Annotated in this window: 18 protein-coding genes; 12 read left to right on the top strand and 6 right to left on the bottom strand. The window is 69.4% G+C overall.

What is annotated here, in order from left to right; genetic code table 11:
• The first annotated feature begins 11 nt into the window (after positions 1 to 11).
• The 3 genes from mgtA to A37E_RS0122440 are packed head-to-tail and all read left to right on the top strand — an operon-like array spanning position 12 to position 4,721.
• Positions 12 to 2,630 carry a magnesium-translocating P-type ATPase gene (gene mgtA, locus A37E_RS0122450; RefSeq protein WP_051679482.1) on the top strand — a complete coding sequence of 873 codons (2,619 nt, stop codon included), beginning with the start codon at positions 12 to 14 and terminating at the stop codon, positions 2,628 to 2,630.
• A 29-nt stretch (positions 2,631 to 2,659) separates the two neighbouring features.
• Complete coding sequence (locus tag A37E_RS0122445) at positions 2,660 to 3,067, top strand: DCC1-like thiol-disulfide oxidoreductase family protein (protein WP_081837861.1); 408 nt, start codon at positions 2,660 to 2,662, stop codon at positions 3,065 to 3,067.
• The gene (locus tag A37E_RS0122440) at positions 3,060 to 4,721 is read left to right on the top strand and encodes an SDR family oxidoreductase (RefSeq protein WP_029558661.1); all 1,662 of its coding nucleotides are present in this window, start codon (positions 3,060 to 3,062) and stop codon (positions 4,719 to 4,721) included. The genes A37E_RS0122445 and A37E_RS0122440 overlap by 8 nt, the downstream gene beginning before the upstream one ends.
• A 34-nt stretch (positions 4,722 to 4,755) precedes the next feature.
• Here the strand turns inward: A37E_RS0122440 and A37E_RS0122435 are convergent, their stop codons facing one another.
• Positions 4,756 to 5,604, bottom strand: a complete 849-nt coding sequence (locus tag A37E_RS0122435; protein ID WP_029558660.1) for a fumarylacetoacetate hydrolase family protein — start codon at positions 5,602 to 5,604, stop codon at positions 4,756 to 4,758.
• 617 nt (positions 5,605 to 6,221) lie between these two features.
• Here A37E_RS0122435 and A37E_RS0122430 point away from each other — a divergent pair.
• Genes A37E_RS0122430 through A37E_RS0122415 form a run of 4 tightly spaced genes read left to right on the top strand, consistent with a single transcriptional unit; the run spans position 6,222 to position 10,307 of the window.
• Entirely contained in the window at positions 6,222 to 7,034 is an 813-nt protein-coding gene (locus tag A37E_RS0122430) for a UDP-2,3-diacylglucosamine diphosphatase (protein ID WP_024278874.1), read from the top strand.
• Positions 7,034 to 8,101, top strand: coding sequence for a glycosyltransferase family 1 protein (locus tag A37E_RS0122425; protein ID WP_029558659.1), 1,068 nt, complete (start codon positions 7,034 to 7,036; stop codon positions 8,099 to 8,101). The genes A37E_RS0122430 and A37E_RS0122425 overlap by 1 nt, the downstream gene beginning before the upstream one ends.
• Positions 8,098 to 9,099 (top strand): threonine/serine dehydratase, encoded by a 1,002-nt coding sequence (locus A37E_RS0122420; protein ID WP_029558658.1) that lies wholly within the window; start codon positions 8,098 to 8,100, stop codon positions 9,097 to 9,099. The genes A37E_RS0122425 and A37E_RS0122420 overlap by 4 nt, the downstream gene beginning before the upstream one ends.
• A 5-nt stretch (positions 9,100 to 9,104) precedes the next feature.
• Positions 9,105 to 10,307, top strand: coding sequence for an MFS transporter (locus tag A37E_RS0122415; RefSeq protein ID WP_051679264.1), 1,203 nt, complete (start codon positions 9,105 to 9,107; stop codon positions 10,305 to 10,307).
• Here A37E_RS0122415 and dgcA read toward each other — a convergent pair.
• Positions 10,259 to 11,239 carry an N-acetyl-D-Glu racemase DgcA gene (gene dgcA, locus A37E_RS0122410; protein WP_029558656.1) on the bottom strand — a complete coding sequence of 327 codons (981 nt, stop codon included), beginning with the start codon at positions 11,237 to 11,239 and terminating at the stop codon, positions 10,259 to 10,261. The two genes, A37E_RS0122415 and dgcA, sit on opposite strands and share 49 nt — an antisense overlap.
• Positions 11,240 to 11,552: 313 nt before the next feature.
• Between dgcA and A37E_RS0122405 the strand changes: the two genes are divergently transcribed.
• The 4 genes from A37E_RS0122405 to A37E_RS0122390 all read left to right on the top strand — a co-directional run bounded on the left by A37E_RS0122405 (position 11,553) and on the right by A37E_RS0122390 (position 15,140).
• Positions 11,553 to 12,665, top strand: coding sequence for an MlaE family lipid ABC transporter permease subunit (locus A37E_RS0122405; protein ID WP_280938303.1), 1,113 nt, complete (start codon positions 11,553 to 11,555; stop codon positions 12,663 to 12,665).
• A 6-nt stretch (positions 12,666 to 12,671) separates the two neighbouring features.
• Entirely contained in the window at positions 12,672 to 13,478 is an 807-nt protein-coding gene (locus A37E_RS0122400; protein WP_024278880.1) for an ABC transporter ATP-binding protein, read from the top strand.
• 92 nt (positions 13,479 to 13,570) lie between these two features.
• Entirely contained in the window at positions 13,571 to 14,494 is a 924-nt protein-coding gene (locus A37E_RS0122395; protein ID WP_029558655.1) for an MlaD family protein, read from the top strand.
• A gap of 7 nt (positions 14,495 to 14,501) precedes the next feature.
• Complete coding sequence (locus tag A37E_RS0122390; protein ID WP_024278882.1) at positions 14,502 to 15,140, top strand: ABC-type transport auxiliary lipoprotein family protein; 639 nt, start codon at positions 14,502 to 14,504, stop codon at positions 15,138 to 15,140.
• A gap of 45 nt (positions 15,141 to 15,185) precedes the next feature.
• Here A37E_RS0122390 and A37E_RS0122385 read toward each other — a convergent pair whose 3' ends face one another.
• Together A37E_RS0122385 and A37E_RS0122380 are read right to left on the bottom strand one after the other, a co-directional pair.
• A complete protein-coding gene (locus A37E_RS0122385) occupies positions 15,186 to 16,652 on the bottom strand; it encodes a YcjX family protein (protein ID WP_029558654.1) in 1,467 nt (488 codons plus the stop codon).
• Between the two features lie 2 nt (positions 16,653 to 16,654).
• Entirely contained in the window at positions 16,655 to 17,176 is a 522-nt protein-coding gene (locus A37E_RS0122380) for a histidine phosphatase family protein (protein ID WP_024278884.1), read from the bottom strand.
• A gap of 190 nt (positions 17,177 to 17,366) precedes the next feature.
• Here A37E_RS0122380 and A37E_RS0122375 point away from each other — a divergent pair, with 190 nt between their 5' ends.
• Positions 17,367 to 18,887: an FAD-dependent oxidoreductase gene (locus A37E_RS0122375; protein WP_081837732.1), complete on the top strand. Its 1,521-nt coding sequence runs from the start codon at positions 17,367 to 17,369 to the stop codon at positions 18,885 to 18,887.
• Here the strand turns inward: A37E_RS0122375 and A37E_RS0122370 are convergent.
• Together A37E_RS0122370 and A37E_RS0122365 are read right to left on the bottom strand one after the other, a co-directional pair.
• Positions 18,875 to 19,399, bottom strand: a complete 525-nt coding sequence (locus A37E_RS0122370; protein ID WP_029558652.1) for a hypothetical protein — start codon at positions 19,397 to 19,399, stop codon at positions 18,875 to 18,877. The genes A37E_RS0122375 and A37E_RS0122370 overlap by 13 nt on opposite strands.
• Before the next feature lie 84 nt (positions 19,400 to 19,483).
• Positions 19,484 to 20,476 carry a P1 family peptidase gene (locus A37E_RS0122365; protein WP_029558651.1) on the bottom strand — a complete coding sequence of 331 codons (993 nt, stop codon included), beginning with the start codon at positions 20,474 to 20,476 and terminating at the stop codon, positions 19,484 to 19,486.
• Between the last annotated feature and the right edge of the window lie 64 nt (positions 20,477 to 20,540).

The following is a 20,540-nucleotide window of genomic DNA, read 5'->3' as shown; positions in this document are numbered from 1 at the left end:
CGCCCGTGGAGATCGCCGGACAGGGTTCGCAGGACAAGGCTTCTCCCGTCGGGGGCGCACCTGTCGATGCGGGGACGGCGGCCTTCTGGACAGAGGCGCCGGACGCCCTCTGCCGGCGCCTCACCTGCGGCACCACCGGACTGTCCTCCACCGAGGCGGCCGAGCGGCTTGATCGCTTCGGCCCCAACCTCGACAAGCCGCCGAGCCGGAGCGGACCGATCCGCGCCCTGCTGCGCCGCCTGCTGGAACCGCTGATCCTCATGCTGCTCGTGGCCGCCGGCGTTTCCGCCGCGACGGGAGATGCGGCGAGCGCGGCCATCATCATCCTCGTCATCGTCGCATCCATCGGTCTCGACACGGTGCAGGAGGCGCGAGCCTCCAACGCTGCGGCGGCCCTGCGCGAGCAGGTCGCGCTGACGGCCGAGGTGTGCCGCGATGGCGTTTTCTGCACGCTCCCCACGGACCGGATCGTGCCCGGCGACGTGTTCCGCGTGCGCACAGGTGACATCATCCCGGCGGATGCGGTGATCCTCTCCTCCGATGGCTTCGCCGCGAACGAGGCGGCGCTCACGGGCGAGCCCTATGCGGTGGAGAAGCGACCCGGCGCCGTCTCGTCCACGGTGGCGGCGGAGGCGACGAACGCGCTGTTTCGTGGCGCGGTGGCGCAGAGCGGCGAGGCGGTGGCGCTCGCGGTCGCCACCGGCCGCTCGACCCTGTTCGGCGCCGCTGCTGCCCTGCTCGCGGAAGATTCCGCATTGTCGCCTTTCCAGCGCGACCTGCGGGCCCTCGGCTTCGTCATCGCCCGCGCCGCTGGCGTCTTGTCGGTGGCGGTGCTGGCGGTGAATCTCGTGCTGGGGCGGCCGCTGCTGGAATCGCTCATGTTCGCGGTGGCGCTTGCGGTAGGCCTCACGCCCGAGCTGCTGCCCATGATCACCACCGTCACCCTCTCGCGCGGGGCGGTGCGCATGGCGCAGCGCAAGGTGATCGTGAAACGCCTCACCGCCATCCACGACCTCGGCGCCATGACGGTGCTCTGCACGGACAAGACCGGTACGCTCACCTCCGCCGAGATCGTCCTCGCCGGCAGCGAGGACGCAAGCGGGCAGGCGACGCATCGGCCAGCCGAACTCGCAGCACTGTGCGCGGAGCTGGCGGGCGATCGCAGCTGGATGGATACGGCCCTTGCCGCCGCCGCGCCAGATGCGGCGGACGGCTGGTCGGCCCCCTCCCGCCTCGGCTTCGGCTACGAGCGCCGACGTGGTTCGGTGCTGGCGGAGCGGGCAGGGGACGGCGCCGGCGAGCGCCTCCTCGTCTGCAAGGGCGCGCCGGAAGCGGTGATGGACGTGTGCACCAGCCGCCGGATTGGGGACGCAATCGTCGAACTGGACGCTGAGGCCCGTGCCGCCATCGCGACCCAGCTCAAGCGGCACGCGGAGCAGGGTCTGCGCGCGATCGCCATCGCCACGCGCGCCGGCACGCCGGACGGCATGGCCCGCACCGGTAGCCTGGAGCCGGAGGACGAATCCGGTCTCGTGCTGGAAGGCTTCTGCCTGTTCGAGGACCCGCCCAAGCCCACCGCCGCCCATGCGCTGGCCCGGTTGAGGGGGGCAGGGGTCAGGGTGAAGGTGCTGTCGGGGGATGACCCAACGGTGGTCGCCCGCGTCGCCGGGGAACTCGGCATCGATGCAGCGGACATGCTCTCCGGCGCCGAAGTGGCGCACCTGTCCGACGACGCCCTGAGGGTGCGCGTGCGCAGCGTGAACGTCTTCGGCCGCATGACGCCGAACCAGAAGGTGCGGGTGGTGAGGGCCTTGATGGCCGATGGCGAGACCGTCGGCTTCCTCGGCGACGGGGTGAACGACGCGCCCGGCCTGAAGCTCGCCGATGTCGGCCTGTCGGTGGATGGAGCGACGGGCGTGGCCCGCGCCGCCGCCGACATGATCCTGCTCGCACCCGACCTCGACGTGGTGGCCGACGGGGTGGAGGAGGGGCGGCGGACCTTCGCCAACATCCTGAAATATGTGCGGATGGGCGCCAGCTCCAACTTCGGCAACATGCTGTCCATGGCGGCGGCCAGCCTGTTCCTGCCGTTCCTGCCGCTGCTCGCCACGCAGATCCTGCTCAATAACCTGCTCTACGACCTTTCCGAGGTCGGCATCCCCTTCGATGCCGTGGATGAGGCGGACCTCGCCACGCCACAGCAGTGGGACATGAAGGGGCTGGTGCGGTTCGCGGCGGTGATGGGGCCGCTCTCCTCGCTGTTCGATTTCCTCACCTTCGCCGTGCTGCTGCTGGTGCTCGGCGCAGGTGTGGAGGCGTTCCGCACGGCGTGGTTCCTGGAATCCATCGCCACGCAGGTGCTGGTGGTCTTCCTCATCCGCACCCGCCTGCCGCTCGGCGAGACGCCGCCGGACCGGACGCTGATCATCTCCGCGCTGGGCGCGCTGGCCGTCGCCTTCGTGGTGCCTCTGAGCGGGATTGGCGGCTGGTTCGGCTTCGTGCCGCTTCCGGCAACCACCCTCGCCGCCGTCGCCGGCATCACCCTCGTCTATCTCGCCTGCGCGCAGAGGGTGAAGCGCTATGCGGTCGGGGTGGCGCTGACCCATGGACGGGCCGGCGGCGTCGGATAGGATGGATGCCCCGGAGACAGGCGATGTCCATGGATTCCATTCCGCCCACCCAGAACCTCATCGTCTTCGACGGTGCCTGCGTCTTCTGCTCGGGTTTCGCGCGCTTTATCGCCCGCCATGATCGCAAGCGCCGCTTCCTGTTCGTCACAGCCCAGTCGGCACCCGGGCGGGCACTCTATGCGCAGCACGGCCTCGATGCGGACCTGATGGAGACCAACATCGTCATCGTCTCCGGCCGCCCGTATGTGCGTTTGCAAGCATTCGCGGTAGCGATGGGGGCGCTCGGCTGGCCATGGGCTGTCTTGGCTCCGCTCGGGTGGATTCCCAAAACGATCGCCGACCCCTTGTATGATTTCGTCGCCCGCAACCGCTATCGCTTCGGCCGGCAGGCCTGCCCGGCCCCTTCGGCGGAGCTGAAGGCGCGTCTCATTGCGTGAGACTGTCCTCGTCCTCGGCGGCTACGGCGTCTTCGGCTCTCGTATCTGCATGGCGCTTGCGCGGGACGAGCGGGTTGACCTCGTCGTCGCCGGACGGGACAGGAACGCCGCATCCGCCTTCTGCTCCGTCCACGGCGGCCGGCCCGAGGTCATCGATCGGGAGGACCCGGCGCTGGCGGATCGCGTTGCGCTCCTGTCGCCCTTTCTCGTCATCGATGCCGCAGGTCCGTTCCAGTCCTACGGTGCGCGGCCCTACCGGGTTGCCAAGGCGGCGATCGCGGCCGGGGCGCACTATCTCGATCTGTCCGACGACCCGGCCTTCACGATCGGCATCGCCATGCTGGACGCCGCCGCGCGTCAGGCCGGCCTCGCCATTCTCTCCGGCGTTTCGAGCGTCCCGGCGCTGTCCTCTGCCGCCGTGGCGGAGCTCGCGTCGGACATGGCCGATATCCATCTGATCGACACGGTCATCGTGCCGGGCAACCGCGCTCCGCGCGGCCTCTCCGTGGTACGCGCCATCGTCGGACAGGCAGGCCGGCCGACGCGCATGTGGCGGGGCGGCCGCCCCGAGCTGGTGCCGGGATGGAGCGGCCTATCGCGCGTGTCGTTGCGTGTGCCGGGCAAAAGCCCGGTTGCCGGACGCTGGGCGAGCTTCAACGCGGCACCCGATCCCGCGCTTCTGCCAAGCCATTTCAAGGCGCGGTCGGTTCTGTTCCGCGCGGGCCTTGAGCTGAAAATCATGCAGGGGGGACTGCTGCTCCTGTCCCTGCCCGTGCGCTGGGGATGGGTGCGGACCCTCGCGACCCTCGCGCCTGCGCTGAAATGGGTGGCGGAGCAGCTGGAGCCGTTCGGCTCGGACACGGGCGGCATGCGCGTGCGCGTGGCCGGCCTCACGGGCGAGGGGGCCATGGAGTTGCGTGACTGGGTTCTTGTCGCAGGCGCCGGTGATGGCCCCCACGTGCCCGCTATCCCAGCCCGGGTCATGCTCGGCAGACTGCGGGCAGGCGCGGTCTTCGCCGGTGCGCGGCCTTGCGTGGCGGCATTCGCGCTGGGCGAGGCGGAGCAGGCCATGGCGAATTTGAATATTGCCACGGACCGCACGACCAAGGCCTTTCCGCTCGTATTCGCCGAAGTGCTTGGGCCGGCGTTCGGACTGCTCCCGCCCGCCCTGCGCGATCTGCACACGGTCATGGATGTGCGGCGGTGGCGGGGGGAGGCGCATATCGAGACCGGCCACGGCCGCATGGCGCGGCTGATCCGGGTGCTGATGGGATTTCCAACAGGAGGAAGGCGTGTCCCTGTAACGGTCCGGATGGAGCGGCACGAGGGGAGCGAGGTCTGGGAGCGCCGCTTCGGCGGCCGTACGCTCCGCTCGCGGCTCTCTCCGGGCGGTGGCGGAGTGATGCGGGAAAGGTTCGGGCCGCTCAGCTTCGACATCGCGCTTAGGGTAGAGGCTGGTCGGCTCACATATCCCGTCGTCGCCGGCCGCTGCTGCGGCCTTCCACTGCCGCGCATGCTTCTGCCGATGAGCCGGACGGCCGAGAGCGTAGATGCCGAGGGCCGCGCGGTGTTCGATGTGGAGGTGTCTCTTCCGGGGCTCGGCCGGGTCGTCCACTACCGGGGATGGCTGGTGCCCGACGATGCGATGGCGTGAAGCGGCGGGACCAATGCCCCGCCGCCATCTCCGTTCAGAGCTTGAACGGAACCACGGTCTGCAGCTGCTCGCCGAGGCCCTCGATTCCGACGCTCATCACGTCGCCGGCCTTCAGGAAGCGCGGCGGCTTGAAGCCGAGGCCGACGCCGGGCGGGGTGCCGGTGGTGATGACGTCGCCGGCATCCAGCACCATGAACTGGCTGATGTAGTGCACCAGGAACGGGATGCGGAAGATCATGGTCTTCATGGAGCCGTTCTGGACGCGCTCACCGTTCACTTCCAGCCACATGGCGAGGGTGGAGGTGTCGGGGATCTCATCGGTGGTGACGAGCCAGGGGCCGAGCGGGCCGAAGGTCTCGCAGCCCTTGCCCTTCATCCACTGGCCGGAGCGCTCGATCTGGAAATGGCGCTCGGAGACGTCATTGCAGATGCAGTAGCCGGCCACGTAGTCGAGGGCGTCCTTCTCCTCGACATAGCGGGCGCGCTTGCCCATGACGAAGGCGAACTCCACCTCCCAGTCGAGCTTCAGCGAGCCCTTGGGGATCATCACGTCGTCGTTGGGGCCGACGATGCAGTTCGGCGCCTTGTTGAAAAGCACCGGCTCCTCGGGAATGGGATTGTTGGTCTCGGCGGCGTGGTCCGCGAAATTCAGGCCCACCGCGACGAAATTGCCCGGACGGGCGACGCAGGCGCCGAGGCGGGCGCCTTCCGGCGCGAGCGGCAGGGACGCGGGGTCGAGGGCGGCGATCTTCTTCAGGCTCTCGGGCGCGAGCGTCTCGCCGTTGAGATCCGCGATGACGCCAGACAGGTCGCGGACCTTGCCGTCTGAATCGATTAGACCCGGCTTCTCTCGTCCAAAATCGCCGAAGCGGACCAGCTTCATCGGGGGAGCTCCTGATGGAATTGTATGGCGTTGTTCTGGTGTGGGCGGTGCAGGATCAGCTCCGTCCAAGGCGGGCGCACGCTGGCGCGGTCTTCGGCCAAGGTCAATGGTGGAACGGATAATTTTCGCCGGCAGGAGCCGAGGCGGCGCGCCCCAAGGCGACGCACGCCGCATGCGACGAAAGGCGTGGGGCGAATATGCCGCGCCCCGGGATGCGTCCCTCAACGGTGAGCGTTGGTCGCGCGCGCCCGCCGGCAGAGATGAGATGTTGCGATTTGACAGGTCGCCCGACCGGGCGCGGGAGGGAATGACTTGGACGATTCGACCCTCGACTGTTAGCCGCCTTCCCGAGGTAACAATGATCTGCATCTAATCTGTGCAAGTCGCAGGATTGGGCAGGTGGCCTTCCTTTTCGCGGGCGGACGTCATAAAAGGGATACACGACTCCGGCTAAGTCCGAAGCGTCGAAAGCAAGCGCGCCGGCCCCTCGGGAAGGTCAATGGGCCAGCCTGCCGGCGAACTTGAGCGGGGCGCCTTACCGGTGCCACGATGGCGCCTTAGCCGGGGCTGGCTGTTACGGTCGCACCGGTGGGCCGCGGAAGGTGGAGGTATCGGGCGTGAGCGACAGTCCTGAAACGCGCCGCTATCGCGCCCTCTTCATCTCGGACGTGCATCTCGGCACCAAGGGCTGCCAGGCCGAACTGCTCCTCGATTTCCTCAAGTACAATGAAGCCGATACCGTCTATCTCGTCGGCGACATCGTCGATGGCTGGCGGCTGAAGGCCAACTGGTACTGGCCGCAGAAACACAACGACGTGGTGCAGAAGCTGCTGCGCAAGGGCCGCAAGGGCGCGCGCATGCTCTACCTGCCGGGCAACCACGATGAGTTCCTTCGTGATTATTACGGCACCCACTTCGGCGGGATCGAGGTGGTGGAGACCGCCATCCATGAGGCGGCCGACGGCAAGCGCTACCTGGTGATCCACGGCGACGTGTTCGATCTGGTCGTGCGCCACGCCAAGTGGCTCGCCTTCCTGGGCGACTGGGCCTACACCGCGGCCCTCGGCATCAATACCTACCTCAACAAGATCCGCCGCCGCCTCGGGCTCACCTACTGGTCGCTGAGCCAGTGGGCCAAGCTCAAGGTGAAGAACGCGGTCAACTATATCGGCAAGTTCGAGGAGGCGGTGGCCGAGGAGGCCAAGCGCCATCAGGTCGATGGTGTGATCTGCGGCCACATCCATCACGCCACCATCCACGACCAGTTCGGCGTCCGCTACGTCAATTGCGGCGACTGGGTGGAGAGCTGCACCGCCGTTGCCGAGCATGAGGACGGCCGCCTCGAGATCATTTCCTGGACGCGCAAGCTGGAAAAGAATGCGCCGGCCCAGGAAGGCGAGGTCGTCGAGGGGGCGCGCGCGGCGGCCTGATGCGGGTTCTCGTGGCCACCGATGCGTGGCATCCCCAGATCAATGGCGTGGTGCGATCCCTGGAGCATACCGCCCGCGAGGCCGAGAACCTCGGGGCGGACATGCAGTTCCTGACCCCGCAGGGCTTCCGCACCGTCCCGCTGCCCACCTACAACGAGATCAGGCTCGCCCTCGCCACGCCTCGCATGATCATGCGGCGCATCGAGGCGCTGCAGCCGGACTTCGTGCATATCGCGACCGAAGGGCCCATCGGCATCCTGGTGCGCCGGGCGTGCATCGCCTCGCGCCGCACCTTCACCACGTCCTACCACACGAAATTTCCGGAATACCTCGCCGCCCGCGCGCCGGTGCCGGAGCGGCTGACCTATGCGTGGTTGCGCTCCTTCCATAATGCTGGCGGCGGCGTCATGGTCTCCACCGCCACGCTGGAGCGGGATCTCGAGGCGCGCGGCTTCAAGCGGCTGATGCGCTGGTCGCGCGGCGTGGATGCCGACCTGTTCCGTCCGCGCCCCGAGGCGACGCTGAACCTGCCGCGCCCGGTCTATCTGTTCGTCGGCCGCGTGGCGGTTGAGAAGAATATCGAGGCGTTCCTCAATCTCGATCTGCCCGGCTCCAAGGTGGTGGTGGGCAACGGCCCGGCCCTCGCCAGCCTGAAGGAGCGCTTCCCCGCCGTGCACTTCCTCGGCTCGAAGGAAGGCGAGGACCTGGCGCAGGTCTATTCTGCCTGCGACGTCTTCTGCTTCCCGAGCCGCACCGACACCTTCGGCATCGTGCTCCTGGAAGCGCTGGCGAGCGGCCTTCCCGTTGCTGCCTATCCCGTCACAGGCCCGACCGACGTGCTGGCCGATGCGACGGAGCAGGTGGGCATCCTGGACGAAGATCTGCGCACCGCCTGCCTCAAGGCGCTGGAGCTGTCGCCCGCCGCCGCCCGCCGCTTCGCACTGCGCTATACGTGGCGGGAGAGTGCCCGGCAGTTCCTCGACAACGTGCTGATCGCGCATGACATTGGACCCATCGCGCGGCGCTATCGCCTTCGGCGGCGGCGTCGGGTAGCTTCCGGCGCATGAGCGCCTCCCAGATTCAGCCCGCCCCGCTTCCCACCGCCGAAGATGTCGATGCCGCCGCCGCGCGCCTCCTCGGCTTTGCCGTCCGCACGCCGCTGGTGTTCTCGCCGGTGCTGAGTGAGCGCATGGGCGCCGACGTATTCCTGAAGCCGGAGACGTTGCAGCGCACCGGTTCCTTCAAGTTTCGCGGTGCCTTCAACCGCATGGTGCAGATCCCCGAAGAGGCGCGCGCTGCCGGCGTCGTCGCCTGCTCGTCGGGCAACCATGCCCAGGGTGTCGCCGCCGCGGCGAAGATCCTCGGCATGCCGGCGGTCATCGTCATGCCCCACGACGCGCCGGCGCTGAAGCGCGACCGCACCCGGGCGCTCGGTGCGGAAGTGGTGGGCTACGACCGCCGCACCGAAGACCGCGACGCCATCGCCCGCGCCATTGCAGCGGAGCGCGGCGCCATCATGGTGCCGCCCTATGACGATCCCCACATCATCGCCGGGCAGGGCACGGTGGGCCTTGAGATCGTGCAGGACCTCGCCGCCCTCGGCCGCGTGCCGGACCTCGTGGCGGCCAATGCCTCCGGCGGTGGCCTCGTGGCCGGCATCGCGCTCGCCGTGAAGCGGGTTGCGCCGCAGGCGCGGGTGGTGGTCTGCGAGCCGGCGGGCTTCGACGACCACGCCCGCTCCTTCCGCTCCGGCGTGCGCGAGCGCAATGCCCAGCCCGATGGCTCCTTCTGCGACGCGCTGCTGGCGCCGACCCCCGGCGCCATCACCTTCGAAATCACCCGCCGCATCGTCGGCGAGGCGGCGTCCGTGACCGACGCCGAGGTGGCACGGGCGGTGGAATACGCCTTCCGCGAACTCAAGCTCGTGGTGGAGCCGGGCGGCGCCGTGGCGCTGGCGAGCCTGCTGGAGGGGCGGCTCAACGTTTCCGGCGGCACGGCTGTCATCGTGCTCTCCGGCGGCAATGTGGATGCGGAAACCTTCACCCGCTGCCTCGCCGCCGCCTGACGATCGTGGACGAGGCCGGGGAGAACGGGCAGGGGCATCTGCCGCCGCGCGCGCTCGCGCTGCGGCTGGGGGCGGCCTACGGCACCTTCTTCATTGCCCTCGGCATCTTCCAGCCCTATCTGCCGCTCTGGTTGCAGGCGCGGGGACTGGGACCGGAGGCCATGGGTCTCGTGCTGGCCGTGCCCATGCTCAGCCGGCTTGCCGCGACACCCCTGCTCGGCCTGCTCTCGGACCGTCTGGGACGGCCGAGGGCGCTGCTCACCCTCTTGGGCATGGCCACGGTCGCGGCCATGGTGCTTCTGGCCTTCACCTCCAGCCTCCCGGCGATCCTCCTGATCCTCGGCGCCATGTCGGCGGCGTGGTTCCCCGGCTTCTCGCTGCTGGATTCCTACACCTCGCGCCTCGCCCGGGCGGGACGGGCGGAATATGGCCGTGCGCGGCAGTGGGGCTCGGCGAGCTTCCTCGCGGCCAATCTCGCCGGCGGCGTGATTGTCGGCGCGCTGGGGGCGGATTCGGTGGTCCTGCTCATGGTCGCCGGCCACGTGACCTATGTACTCGCGACCTTCGCCTTGCCGGAACTGCCGCGGGCCGAGCCCATGCCGTCTCCGCTCACGGGCCGGCGGGCGCGGCTCGGCTTCCTCGCCGGCATCGTCGCCGCCGGGCTGGTGCAGGCGAGCCATGCGGTGCTCTACCTCTTCGCCACCGTCCACTGGCGGTCGGAGGGCATTTCGCTGACGGTCATCGGTGTCCTGTGGGCGGTGGGTGTCGCGGCCGAGATGGTGCTGTTCCGCTTCGGTCGGCCACTGCTGGGCCGCTTCGGCGCCTATGGAATGATCGCCCTCGGCGGCGCGGCGGCTGTGGTGCGCTTCGCAATGATGGCGAGCGATCCGCCCCTCGCCGTGCTGCTGCCGCTGCAGATGCTGCACGCCCTGACCTTCGCTGCGACCTATCTCGCCATGGTCGATCTTGTGACCCGCGGTGTGAGCGAGCATCGCTCCGGCACCGGGCAGACCACCGCCGCCTGGACATCGAGCCTCATGTCGTCCGCTGCGAACGTGGCCGCCGGGCCGCTCTGGGCCGCGTTCGGGCCCATGGCCTTTCTGGCGGGCTGCGCGCTGGGTCTGGCGGGGGCGGGCGTGGCCCTCGCCGCCGCGCGGCTTCAGCCCCAGAGCAGGGGCTCGGGCGGGGAGACGACAGCGCCCTCGTAGTGAAGCCCGGGGATGCGGTCGCGGGCGAGCAGCAGTGGCCCGTCGAGGTCCACCCACTTCGCGCCCTGGGCCACCAGAAGGGCAGGGGCCATGGCCAGCGATGATGCCAGCATGCACCCCACCATGACTGAGAAGCCGAGCCCGTGCGCCGCCTCCGCCAATGCCAGCGCCTCGGTGAGGCCGCCCGCCTTGTCGAGCTTCACGTTGATGGCGTCGTAGCGCGTGCGCAGATCCGCGAGCCCGGCCCGGTCGTGGACGCTCTCGTCGGCGCAGACCGGCACCGGCCGGTCGATCCGGGCGAGGCGGCGGTCGTTGTCGGCCGGCAACGGCTGCTCGATGAGTTCGACGCCGACGGCAGCGCAGGCATCGAACAAGGTGGGCAAATCGGCGGCCTTCCAGCCCTCGTTGGCATCGACAATGAGCCGCTTGTCCGGTGCCGCCTCGCGCACGGCGGCGAGGCGCTCGCGGTCGCCGGGGGCGCCGAGCTTCAGCTTGAGCAACGGGCGGTCCGTGGCGGTGGCCGCCGCGCGGGCCATGGCCTCGGGCGTATCGAGGCTCAGGGTATAGGCCGTGACCACCGGCCGCAGGGGCGGCAGGCCGGCCAGTTCAGCGCAGCCGAGGCCGGAGGATTTCGCCTCCAGATCCCACAGGGCGCAGTCGACGGCATTGCGGGCGGCACCGGCGGGCAGGCGGTGCAGCAGCATTTCCCGGCTGAGGCCGGCGGCAAGGTCCGCCCTGAGCTGCTCGATGGCCGCGACCACGCCTTCCACGGTCTCGCCGTAGCGGGCATAGGGCACGCACTCACCGCGACCGGTGATGCCGCCTACGGTGAGGCGCACTTCCACCACCACGGCCTCCGTCTTGGAGCCACGGGCGATGGTGAAGGTGCCGGCGATGGGAAAGCGCTCGACGCTGAGAGACAGTTCGGCCATGGGTTAAGCTTAATAGCCGATTCCGCGCCGCCCATCGCGGGGCAGGTGACGATGGTGGCGAGGTGTGTCCTGGCTGATCTCGACGCCGCCTCCGCTCATCTGTATGGCTAGATTGCGTTCTTGCCTTGCGGGGCGGGAGCGTGTTCGGCAAGGGCTTGGGCTGCTGCCGAATGTAAAGCGGGGCGACGGTTTGACCGCGGCAGGTGTCGTGGTAGGGCTGCGGACGGTAAGGTCCGAAGTCAGTTCTGGGGTTGAGACCATCCGGCGTGTCGCGCCGGTCGCCTTTGGAGACGCCGCGTTGCCGCACGCCTCGTTGATTTCCGTGCACAGCCAGGACGACCGCCTGACCGTGGCCGGCCGCGGTGCGTGGACGTCTGAATATGCTGACGAGCTGGAACAGGCGGTCAACGATACCGCCCATTCCTATGCCAAGCCCAAGGACGTCGAGATCGATCTCGCCTCCGTCGAGCGCATGGATACCTTCGGCGCCCTGCTGCTGGAGCGGCTGCGCCGCTCGTGGGTGGGCGCCGGCATCGAGCCCAAGGTCGTCGGGCTGGCGCCGCGCTACAGGGTGCTCCTGGACGAACTCGCCCGCATGGGGCACGAGCCGGTGCCGCCCAAGCGCCGGCATGAAGGCATTCTGGAGCGCTTCGGCCACGAGGTCGTCAATGCTGCCAAGGACGCGCTGTCGCTTCTGAACTTCGTCGGTGCCACTGTGGCCGCCTTGCTGCGGGTGGTGGCGCGCCCGCGCAGCTTCCGCTTCACCTCCATGGTGAACCAGGTCGACCGGGTGGGCTTCCGCGCCGTCCCCATCATCCTGCTCATCACCTTCCTCATCGGCTGCATCCTGGCGCAGCAGGGCATCTTCAATTTCCGCCGGTTCGGCGCCGACATCTATGTCGTGGACATGGTCGGCGTGCTGGTGCTGCGCGAACTGGGCGTGCTCATCGTCTCCATCATGATCGCCGGCCGCTCGGGCAGCGCCTACACGGCGGAGCTCGGCTCCATGCGCATGCGCGAGGAGATCGACGCGCTGCGCGTGATGGGATTCGATCCCATCGAGGTGCTGGTGGTGCCGCGCATCCTGGCGCTCGTCATCGCTTTGCCGCTGCTCACCTTCATCGGCTCCATGTCCGCCATTTTCGGCGCCGGACTGGTGTCCTGGGGCTATGGCGGCATCACGCCCGACGTGTTCCTCGATCGGCTGAAGCTTGCCATCGACCTCGATCAGTTCAAGGTCGGCATGTACAAGGCGCCCTTCATGGCCGCGACGATCGGCCTTGTCGCCTGCATGGAAGGCCTGAGGGTGGGCGGCAGCGCCGAATCCCTCGGCGAGCACACCACCGCCTCGGTGGTGAAGGCCATCTTCCTCGTGATCGTCATGGACGGTGTGTTCGCCATGTTCTTCGCCGCGATCGACATGTGAGCGGCCATGGACGCGCAGACCTCCCCCTCCACACTCCAGACCAGCGGCCGGGAAGCCATCATCCGGGTCCACGACATCGTCGTGGGATTCGGCGACCGGGTGGTGCTGAACCACCTCAATCTCGACGTCTACCGCGGCGAGATCCTTGGTTTCGTCGGCACGTCGGGCGGCGGCAAGTCGGTGCTGACGCGCACCATCCTCGGCCTCGTTCCGAAGACCTCGGGCACGGTGGAGGTGTTCGGGCAGAATCTCGACGACCTCTCCGAGCGCGAGCGCTCGGCGCTGGAGCGCCGCTGGGGCGTGCTGTTCCAGCAGGGCGCGCTGTTCTCCTCGCTCACGGTGAAGCAGAACATCCAGTTCCCGCTTCGGGAAAATCTCAAGCTGTCCCAGCGGCTTCTGGACGAGATTGCCTTCACCAAGATCGAGATGGTCGGCCTGAAATGCGATGTGGCCGAAAAGTTACCCTCCGAGCTTTCCGGCGGCATGATAAAACGCGCGGCACTTGCCCGTTCGCTGGCGCTCGACCCTGAAATCCTCTTTCTCGACGAGCCCACATCGGGCCTTGATCCGATCGGCGCGGGCGACTTCGACGAGCTGATCCGGACGCTGCAACAGACTTTGGGGCTTACGGTTTTCATGGTAACGCACGATCTCGACAGCCTGCACACGGTGTGCGACCGGATCGCGGCGCTCGCTGACGGCAAGGTGATCGCGGCGGGGACGATCGAGGACATGATGGCGGAACAGCACCCTTGGCTGCGGGCCTATTTCCACGGCACGCGGGCACGGGCTGTTCAGAGCGCGCGCCGTTAGGCGCGATCGAGGCAATTGCGCGCCTTTCGGCGCGTCAGGACAAGGAGCGGGCCGGTAAAGCGGGGCAGGCTGCAACGGAACCGGGATGAGGCATGGAAACACGGGCCAACTACACCATCATCGGAGCCTTCACGCTCGCCGTCATCGCGGCCGCGTTCGGCTTCGTGTACTGGTTCGCCGGACCGCACGATTCCACGGCCCGCAAGGTCTATGAGATCGTCTTCGACGGCTCGGTCGCCGGCCTGCGCCAGGGCAACTCGGTGCTGTTCAACGGCATTCCTGTCGGCCAGGTGACGAGCCTCGGCCTCGTGCCGGGGCAGCCGGGGCAGGTTCTGGTCCAGATCGGCATCGACAACAAGGTCCCGGTGCTCTCCGACGCCCGCGCGGGGTTGGAGTCGCAAGGCCTCACCGGCATCATCGCGGTGTCGATCCGTGGCGGAAAACCGGGCGCTCCCCCGCTGCCGCCGGGCCCGAACGGCTATCCCCGCATCGCATCCGATGGCGGGGCCGGCATGTCGGGCCTGATCAATACCGCGCAGGGAGCCGCGAAGAAGATCGAGGTTCTTCTCGACGCGATCAATCCTGACGAGATCAAGAACATCATCCACAACATCGACACCTTCGCCCAGGCGGTCGCCTCCAAGTCGGACGATGTGACGAGCGTGATCGAGCAGTCGAACGCGCTGGTTAAGCAGCTTAACGGTGTGGCCGAGCGGGTGGACAAGGTGGTTTCCAGTCTCCAGGCTGCCACTGAGGACAAGAACGGCCTGCTCAACCAGGCCACCGAGGCTGCCACGTCCGTGCGCAAGCTGGCGGACAATCTCGATCAGCGGACCGCGCTCCTCACCACCGAGATCAGCCGCTTCACCGGGCCCGGCCTGAAGCAGTTCGAGGCGCTGGCCACCGACGGACGCCGCACCCTCGGCGAGATCGACCGCGTGCTCAAGGGCATCGAGCGCAACCCTCAGCAATTCATCCTGGGCGGCGGCAACTCCATTCCGAAATACGGGCGATGAGCCGATCATGAGCGACGTTCCCGTCTCCCGTACCGCTGTGCTGACCCAGGCCGCTTCCCTGGCGCGCCGCCTGCTTGCCGCGTCCCTGTTCGTCGGTGCCGCGCTCTCTCTCGCCGCCTGTGGTTCGACCCCGACTCCCACCTACAACCTCTCGGCGCCCGGCGGCTTCACGGCCGGCGGCAGCGGCAACGGGCAACTGGTGGTGGTGGCGCCGACGGCGCTTGCCGTGCTCAACACCGACAAGATCATGGTGGAGCCCGGAGCTGGGCAGGTCGCCTATCTCGCCGATGCCCAGTGGAGCGACAATCTCCCGGCGCTGCTGCACGCCCGCACCATCCAGGCGTTCGAGAATGCCAGCAAGCTGCGCCGCGTCGCCCGTCCCGGCGACGGCGTGAATGCCGACTACACGCTGGTGACGGACATCCGCACCTTCGCGCTGCGCATTACCGATCAGGGGCCGGTGGCCGTGGTGGAGATTTCCGCCAAGCTCATCGGAACGCAGAGCGGGCGCATTCTGGCGGCGCAGGTGTTCCGCGCCGCCGTGCCGGCCGCCTCATCGGCCGGTCCCGCCGCCACCGCCGCCCTCGATCAGGCGCAGGAGCAGGTGCTGGTGCAGATGGTGCGCTGGGCTTCGACCAAGTTCTGAACGGAAGGCGTGTCCGAACCGAAGGCGTCTGAACCGGCCGCCGGTTCAGACGAGCCGGTCGGCCAGCAGGAACTGAAGCGCCCGATCGAGCCGGATGTGCGGGATCGGGGCGTCGCCGATGCCCGCAGGCGGGCGGAAGCGCAGGAAGCGGAAATCCACGTCGTCCTGCCCGTCGCCTGCCATGGATGAGGCGAGGCCCCGGAAACCTGCACCGGACGGATCGAAAAGGGCATCCGGGTCCGCCGGCAGCTCGCCCGGAAACACCGCCACCTCCTCCTCGCCATCGAACACGTGGCCGCCCGCCTCCTGTCCGGCCTCGGGCGTGCCGACGATGGCATCCAGCTCGTGTCCGCCCCGCCGCACGCGGGCCTCGCGGGTGGCGCGGATGGCGGCGAGCGCCACCACGTCGAGGGTTGCGCCACGGTCCTGCGCCCGCTCGCGCGCCCGCTCCACGAGACGGCCCAAGACGGCCTCCAGCCGGTCATGGCTCGCCCGATGCAGGTGGTCCGCCTTGGTGGCGGCGAACAGCACCTTTTCGATGCGGGGGCGGAAAAGGGTGCTCACCAGACTGTTCCGCCCGGTGCGGAATGCGGCGAGGATGCCATCCAGCGCCCGCTCCAGGTCGGCGAGGGCGGCGGGCCCGGCATTCAGCGCCGAGAGCGTATCCACCAGCACGATTTGCCGGTCGAGCCGCGCGAAGTGGTTGCGGAAGAACGGCCGCACCACGGCGTGCTTGTAGGCCTCGAAACGCCGCTCCATCATCCCGCCCAGCGTGTCGGCGCGAGAGGGCGCGTCCTCCACCTCCAGCGGGGCGAAGGTGAGGGCAGGCGATCCCTCGAGGTCGCCGGGCATGAGGAAGCGGCCGGGCGGCAGCAGGCTCATGGCCAGCCGCTCGCTGCGACAGGCGGCGAGATATGTGGTGAACCGCGCCGCCACCTCCCGCGCCCGCGCCTCGTCGGCTGGCCCGCTTGCGGGGGCGTCGGCCACCGCCGCGAGGAAGGGCGCGGCCACCTCCGCCCGGGCCTGCGCCCGCGCGAGGGCAAGGCTCTGCCGGGCAAAGTCGGCGTAGGACATGGTCAACAGCGGCAGGTCCAGCAGCCACTCGCCGGGATAGTCCACGATGTCGAGGGTCAGCGTCTTGAGGCTGCCGCGCCGGGTGGCATAGCGGATGGCGAGGCGCAGCTCGCTGACGCGGGTGGTGGAGGACGGCCAGCGCCGCTCCGCCCCCAGCATCTCCAGATGGCCCTCATAGGCAAAGCGCGGCACCGCGTCGTCCGGCTGGGGCTGAAGCTCCGCCCGGGCGATGCGGCCGGACTGGTACGGCTCGAAGACGGGCATCCGCGCGCCCTTGGTGAGGGCGTGGATGAGGGCCGTGGTGAAGATGGTCTTTCCCGCCCGCGACAGGCCGGTCACGCCGAGGCGCAGGGTGGGATGGGCGATGCCCTCCACCCGATCCGCCAGGGCCTGAAGCGCGATGCGCGCATCGTCCACGGCGTCCGTGAAGAACGCCATCGTCAGTCGTTTCCGCCGAGATCGCGGGGGGTGACGAAACGGTCGAGGCGGCCGATGCCGGGCGCTGTCGCGCTCCACTCGTCCACGGGAAGGTCGATGACGGCGAGGCCGCCGGTCGGGAATTTCTCTGCCATGCTGGCAAGATGGGGCGCCGGACCCGAAGCCACAAGCAGCTCGGCCAGGTCTTCGAGGCCGGGATTGTGGCCCACCAGCATCACGCTGTGGGCGTCCTTGGGTTGTTCGCGCAGCACAGTCATGAGGCGGGCGGCGGACGCGTCGTAGACGCGGGGCTCGCTCGCCACCACTTTCGGCGGCGGCAGGCGGGCGGCCACAAGATCCCACGTCTCACGCGTCCGACGGGCGGGCGACACCAGGATGCGATCAGCCAGCAGGTGTTCCTGCGCGATATAGGCACCGATGCGGGGCGCCGCGTTCCGGCCACGGGCTGCAAGGGGGCGTTCCGGGTCGGCGATGCCGTCCGGCCAGTCCGACTTCGCGTGGCGCAGCAAAATGAGACGGCGCATGGTTACTAACCGATCAACGAATTGCGGCTCCTTATGAGGCACACGGCCTGTGCAGCGCAATGACCGCTGCCGCGCCGCAGCGTCACGCCCCCCCGGCGCAATAGCCGGCCAAACGCCATTAGAGCGCCGCAAATAAACGCTTTCTCAAGCTGGCGGCGTCAGCATTGCCCATCTCTTATTGGACCAATTCATGAGCCAGACGTCTGCGCCCCGGCCCCCCGCGCACGATGCGATGGTGCCCGAGCGCTCCGCCGCGGGCCCCAAGCGGATCATCGACTGCGACGTCTGCGTGGTCGGCGGCGATGTTGCCGGCCTCGTTCTGGCGGCGGATCTCGCCCGGCGCGGGCGCGACGTGGTGTTGCTGGCCATGTCCGGCCCTTCGGCGGCCGTGCCCTCCTGGCCGCTCGACAGCGTCGTGGCTCCCGGCTTTCCGCTCTCGACCCTCGAGCTTTCCAGCCGGGTTGGCCGCGACGATGCGCAGGAGCTGCTCATTCTCTCCGCCCAAGCTGCGGAGGCGGGGCTGGCCCTCGCCGAGCGTCTCGGCGTCGAGATCGGCCCGCGCGGGCGGCTCACCGTGGCGCGTGCCCACGCGGCCGAAGACCTTTATCGCGAGCACGAGCTGCACCACGAACTGGCGCCCGATACCACAGTCTTCGTCGGCGCGGACGATCTGGCGGCGCTGCTCGGCACGGAGACCTTTGCCGCCGGCCTCGGCGTCGTGCCGGCCGAACGCGTGCGCACGGCTTCCCTCGTCGCGGCGCTGGAAGACGCGGCCCGGGCGGCCGGCGTGCGTTTCGTCAATGTGGAGGGCGCGCTTTCCGTCGATCTGAAGGGCGTCCGCAAGTATCTCGATATGGCGAACCAGCGGGTCCGCGCCTTTCAGGTCGCCGTGTGCGGACCGGCGGCGTTTGCCCGCCTCGGCTCGGGCGTCGCCCGGTTGCCACGGGCGCCGTGGGTTTCGGGCGGCTTCCGGCTGCCGGGCAGCAACGTGCCCTATGCCGGCATCGTCGAGGAGTTTGGCCTCACCGGGCTCGCATATCATTTGGACGGCGACCGGCTGGCGCTCGCCGCCCAATCGGCCCTGCCTGTGATGACGCGCGTCGGTGCGGCGCGCGTGCTCCGCCGACACGCGGCCGAGGTCTATCCGGTCGGCAGCGGGCTGGTGGAAGGCGCGCGGGCGCGAAGCCTGCCCGATCCGGGCGGCATGCCGATGCTGTATGAGGGCGAGCGCGGCGTCTGGTACGCGCTTGCGCCCGGTGCGGGGTCGCTGGGGCTCGATTTCCTCGCTGCGCGCATGATCGTGGGCGCGATCGCCGAGCGGGACGACAGGATCGCCTTGCTCCAGCCCTTCGCCACGGGCGGCCTTTCGGGATGGACCGGACGGGTGGCGCGCTTTGCGGCCTTCTGGCATGTGCGCCTCGCCGCGCGCCTGCATATGGAGAAGGGCGCGCCAGCCCTCGCACCGGCGCAGGAGCCGGACGTTCCCGCCCCCCTTCCGGCACCGTCGACGGCCGGTGCGCTGGCCCGGCGGAGCGTCGCTTCGGCGGCGTCGGCCTCCCGCCATGCGGCGCGGGCCGCGCTCCATGCCGCCTCGGGCTGGGCATCTGGCCTTGCCACCCGCGCTGCATCCGAAAACGGCCGCCGGCGCAGGCGGCTGCCGGTGGAGCCGCACGGCGAGCTGGAAGACGAGGCGCCGCCTCAGCGGCGGTAGAAGCTCTGCGGCCGCGCGCCTTCCCGGAAATAGCCGAAGAAGGCTGCGACGCCCGCCGCCTGCGCGAGGAGCCCCGGCATCAGCGCGGCGAACGCGCCGAGATCGGCGCCATCCGGGGCAATGGCGTCGCGAATGGCGAACTGGCTGTAGCCTGTCGTCGCCAGCCAGAGCACCAGCACCCACGGCAGCACGAGAAGCGCGATGCGCGCGCGGGCCACGGTGAGCACCACCATGGCCACTGCCCAGCAGAACAAGACCACCTGCGGCATCAGCCCCAGCCGCAGCACCTGCTGCGCCACGCCCGCACCCGCGAAGGAATCGAACAAGGCGGAGCGCGCGCCGGTGAGGCCCAGTGCAGAGATCAGCGTGAACAGCCCGGCCAGCGGCAATGCGGCGATGCCGCAGGCGCACCAGAACAGGAAGGCCAGTGCCCCGCCGAGGCGCGGCGCGCCTTCGGGCTTGCCGGGGGTGGGGCTGCGGAGGGGGACTTGGGGCGTGGAGGGTGCGGTCATGGGGATCCTCGGATCCCCGGGCTTATAGCCGATCCCGCGCGCCGTGCATCCGGCTAACGCCGGCCCGACGTCGGACGAACGGCGTCAGCGTCCGAAATGATCGTGCCAGCTCTTCTGGCAGTCCGGGAAGGGCAGGCGGCGCGCCTCATAGACCGCGCGTGCCACCGCGCGCGCCAGCACGATGGAGGCGAGGGCGCCGAGCCGGGCGAGGTCCGGCAGCGGCGCCGCCAGATGCTTGCGGCCGGTCGCCATGGCGAACACCACGTCGCCGTCGAGCGGCGTGTGGACGGGAAAGAGCGAGAGTGCGAGGCCGTTCTGCGCCATGATGGCAAGCCGGCGCGCCTGCACCGTGGTCAAGATTGCATCGGTCGCAACGACGGCGATGGTGGTGGCGAAACGCGAGACGCCGCCCTTGAGCCGGGGATCGCTCGCCTCATCCGGAACATGCGTCGGCGCGCCGAGCCCGCCGAACTCGCCGCCCCGCTCATAGTGGCCAGCCCGGAAATGCGGGCCGTCGCCGAACAGCGGGCTTCCGGCGGCGTTGACCGCGACGATGGCGCCGACCACATGGCCGGTCGCGGTCATGGCCGAGGCCGAACCGAGCCCGCCCTTCACGGTCGCCGTCGTGCAGCCCGTGCCGGCCCCCACCGAGCCGAGGTGGAAATCCACGTCTGCCGCGTCCAGCGCATCGCGGCCGAGCTGCAGGTAGGGCGGATGGCCCTCCCAGCCCTTGTCCCCGCCATTGAGCAGGTCGAACAGGATGGCGCCGGGCACGATGGGCACGCGCGCGGTGCCCACCGCAAAGCCCCGCCCCCGCGCGGCGAGCCCCGCCATGACACCGGAGGCCGCATCAAGGCCGAAGGCCGAGCCGCCGGAAAGGGTGATGGCATCGACGCGCTCCACCGTCGCCGCCGGGTCGAGCAGATCGGTCTCCCGCGTGCCCGGCCCCCCGCCGCGCACGTCCACCGCCGCCACCGCCGGTTCCTCCGCGAGGATGACGGTGGCGCCCGTGCCGATGTGCGGTTCGGTGGCGTTCCCGACCAGGAGGCCGGGCACGTCGGTGATGAGGTTGCGCATCTCGCTCTTCCCTACCGGTTTCCCCGGCCCTGCAAGCAAGCCCCGAAAATGGAAAGACCGCGCC

The sequence above is a fragment of the Xanthobacter sp. 91 genome (genome assembly GCF_000702385.1).
Taxonomy (GTDB): Bacteria; Pseudomonadota; Alphaproteobacteria; order Rhizobiales; family Xanthobacteraceae; genus Xanthobacter; species Xanthobacter aminoxidans.
This window is presented reverse-complemented; position numbering and strand designations above follow the sequence as displayed.